The organism is Streptomyces phaeochromogenes (assembly GCF_001418655.1).
Classification (GTDB): domain Bacteria; phylum Actinomycetota; class Actinomycetes; order Streptomycetales; family Streptomycetaceae; genus Streptomyces; species Streptomyces phaeochromogenes.
The window spans coordinates 1-3691 of sequence record NZ_LIQZ01000650.1; the positions used below are offsets into that span (position 1 = coordinate 1).

The 3691-nt window shown below is 74.5% G+C and carries 1 protein-coding gene; it reads left to right on the forward strand.

Annotated features, from left to right (window positions below; genetic code table 11):
* On the forward strand, nt 1-3635 hold a 3635-nt coding region (gene cobT, locus AOK17_RS47200; protein WP_079053698.1), incomplete at its 5' end, for a nicotinate-nucleotide--dimethylbenzimidazole phosphoribosyltransferase.
* Between the last annotated feature and the right edge of the window lie 56 nt (nt 3636-3691).

Consider the following 3691-nt stretch of genomic DNA (forward strand, 5'->3'; position numbering starts at 1 on the left):
GCCCGCCCACCCCGGACGGCGCCGGCAGCCCGGTCCGCTCCCTCGCCGACCGCGGCCCGGCGGGAGCACCGGTCCACGCCGTTCCCGTACGACAGGCCGGTCCGCCCACGGTCGGTCCCGAGTACCTCGACGTGCCGCGGGACGAGATCGCGCTGCAGGGCGCGGCTCCCTGGGGAGCGCAGGCTCAGGTGCAGGTCGCGCCGCCGGTGGCACAGGTCGGCGCCGAGGGCATGGCTGCAGAAACGGTCTTCCCCGAGGGCGGGGGAGCGTACGCCGGTGGCACGCCGGACGACGGGCCCGCGCCGGTCGCCGAGGCCGCGCACGCCTCCGATGCCGGGGGTGCGCCGCTCGCTGGGGGCGACGCCGTTCCCGCCGCACACCCTCCCGCCGAGGTGCCCGCCGCCGAGCCGGTCCAGGCGGACCAGGCACCGCAGGCACAGCAGGTGCATCCGGACCCGCCGACCGCTGCCGAGATCCCCGAGGCCGGGCCCGCTCCCGTCCAGGCCGTCGCCGACGTTCCTGAGGCCGAGCCGGCCCCGGAGGCCGAACCGGCTCCGGACCCCGCGTACGTTCCTCAGCAGCCGGAAGCCGTGCAGGTTCCCGAAGCGGTGCAGGTTGCCGAAGTGGCCCAGGCTCCCGAAGCGGTCCAGGTGCCGGAGGCCGTCGCCCAGGCCCCGGAAGCGGTCCAGGTCCAGGACTACGCGCAGGCCCCGCTGCTCGCGGACGGTTCGCTCTTCCCGCAGGCCCCGGAGACGCCCCAGACCCATGAGGTCGCCCAGACCGCCCCCGAGTTCGCGCCCGCTCCGGACTTCGCCCAGTTCCCGCAGCCCACGCCGTTCCCGGTCGCGCCTGTCGCCGCGTACGCCTCGCAGCAGTCGGACGACGCGGGCCTGCACGCGCCCGAGGCGTACGAGCCTCCGCAGGCGCTCGACGAGGTGCAGCCCACGTACGCGGAGCAGGCTCCGCACCAGCAGGCCGCGTACGAGGCGGAGCAGCAGTTCGAGGCGGAGCAGCAGTTCGAGGACCCGGCGGCCCAGTTCGCCGAAGCCGGTCCGCAGACCGGGATCCCGGAGCAGCAACCGCAGTTGATGGAACCCGCGCCTGCTGCGGAGGAGGCCGCCCAGCCTCAGGACGCCGTTCAGCCCCCGCAGTTCGCGGAGCCCGCGGAAGCGCCCGTCGTGAGCGTCGCCGACGGCGCCCCCTCGCAGCCGGCCCAGGTCGACATCGCCGGACAGCCCGAGGCGCCGGAACCGGTGGCGGTGCCCGACCAGGTCGCGGCACCCGAACCGGTCGCGCTCCACGGCGACCCGACCTACGGCGACCCGAGCCACGACGTCCCGCCCCAGGGCCAGGAGCCCCACGGCCACGAGCTCCACGACGAAACGGCTGTCCCCACGGCCGTCCCCGTCGAGGCGGCCCACGAGGAACAGAACGTCGGCCAGTTCGTGCCCGTCGACGGCACCGTCCCGACCACACCGCACCTGGCTCCGACCCCGCCGCACGCCATGACCGTGCCGCCCTTCCCGGAGGAGCTTGCCGAGCAGCCCGCCGAGGAGACGGCGGCCCCGATCGCTGCGGCCACCGAGCAGCTCGCGACCGCTGAGCAACTCGCGCCCGTCGAGCAGCCCGCGCCCGAGTCCGTGCCCGAAGCCGCGCCCGCGGAGGAGCCCGTACTCGCCCTCCCCACCCCCAGGGACCCCGAGCAGTTCCCCGAGGCCGAGGCAACTCCCGTACCGCAGGCTCCGGTCGAGGACCAGGACCACAATCGGGACGACAATCGGGACCAGGGCCAAGACCAGGACGCGGAGCCCGTAGCCGCACAGCACGCGGAGGACCTGGACACCAGGGCCGCCGACCAGGAAGAGAGCACGGCCGCCGTGGCAGAGACGAGAGAGCCCGTCGGCCCGGCCGCGCCCGGCTACGACGACGCCGAGCGCGAGGCCGTACTGCGCGTGATGCGCGAGCGCCGGGACATCCGCAACGGCTTCCGCAGCGACCCCATCCCGCACGACGTGCTGCTCCGGGTCCTGGAGGCGGCCCACACGGCGCCGTCCGTCGGTCACTCCCAGCCGTGGGACTTCGTCGTCATCCGCTCGGCCGAGACCCGCCGCACGATGCACGAACTGGCCCAGCGCCAGCGCGAGGCGTACGCCAAGTCGCTGCCCAAGGGCCGCGCGAAGCAGTTCAAGGAACTGAAGATCGAGGCGATCCTCGACACCCCGGTGAACATCGTCGTCACCGCGGATTCGACCCGGGGCGGCCGTCACACGCTCGGCCGGCACACTCAGCCGCAGATGGCGCCGTACTCCTCCGCGCTCGCCGTCGAGAACCTCTGGCTCGCCGCCCGGGCCGAGGGCCTGGGCGTGGGCTGGGTGAGCTTCTTCGACGAGCGGGAGATGGTCCGCGAACTGGGCCTGCCCGAGCACCTGGACGTCGTCGCCTACCTCTGTGTCGGATACGTCGACGAGTTCCCGGAGGAGCCCGAGCTGCTGCAGGCGGGCTGGTCCAAGCGCCGCCCGCTGTCGTGGGTCGTGCACGAGGAGACGTACGGCCGTCGCGCACTGCCCGGTGAGGAGCCGCACGACCTGCTCGCCGAGACGGTCTCCAACATCCGCCCGCTGGACGCCAAGGCGCTCGGTGAGGCGTGGGAGCGCCAGAAGCGCATGACCAAGCCGGCCGGGGCCCTGGGCATGCTGGAGATCATCTCCGCCCAGCTCTCGGGCCTCTCCCGGATGTGCCCGCCGCCGATCCCGGAGCCCGCGGCCGTCGCGATCTTCGCCGGCGACCACGGCGTGCACGCCCAGGGCGTCACCCCGTGGCCGCAGGAGGTCACCGGCCAGATGGTGGCCAACATCCTCGGCGGCGGAGCGGTCTGCAACGCCTTCGCCAACCAGGTCGGCGCCGAGGTCTGTGTCGTGGACGTGGGCGTGGCCTCCGACCTGCCCGCGACCCCGGGCCTCCTGCCGCGCAAGGTCCGCGCGGGCACGGCCGACATGACGACCGGCCCCGCGCTGACCCGCGAGGAGGTCAAGGCGGCCATCGAGGTGGGCGTCGAGACGGCCCGCGACCTCGTGGCGGCCGGCAACAAGGCCCTGATCACGGGCGAGATGGGCATCGCCAACACCACCGCGTCGGCCGCCCTGATCTCCGTCTTCACCGGCGCCGACCCCGCCGACGTCACCGGCCGCGGCACCGGCATCAACGACGAGACCCTGGCCCGCAAGACCGAGGTCGTACGCCGTGCCCTGGAGCTCCACCAGCCGGATCCGGCCGACCCGATCGGCGTCCTCGCGGCCATCGGCGGCCTGGAGCACGCCGCGATGGTGGGCCTCCTCCTGGGTGGTGCCTCGCTGCGCACCCCGGTGATCCTGGACGGCGTCAGCGCGGGAGCCGCGGCCCTGGTGGCCCGCGCCATCGCCCCCGAGGTCCTCGCGGCCTGCATCGCCGGCCACCGCAGCGCCGAGCCGGGCCACGTCGCCGCCCTCAACAAGCTCGGCCTACGCCCCCTGGTCGACCTCGACCTCCGCCTCGGCGAGGGCACAGGCGCCCTCCTGGCCCTCCCGGTGGTCCAGAGCGCGGCACGAGCAATGCACGAGGTGGCGACGTTCGACTCGGCGGGGGTAACCGAGAAGTAGACCCGAGTCGTCGGTCTGTGGGCAGGCGTTCCGCGGGGCGGAACGGGTGGGCACGG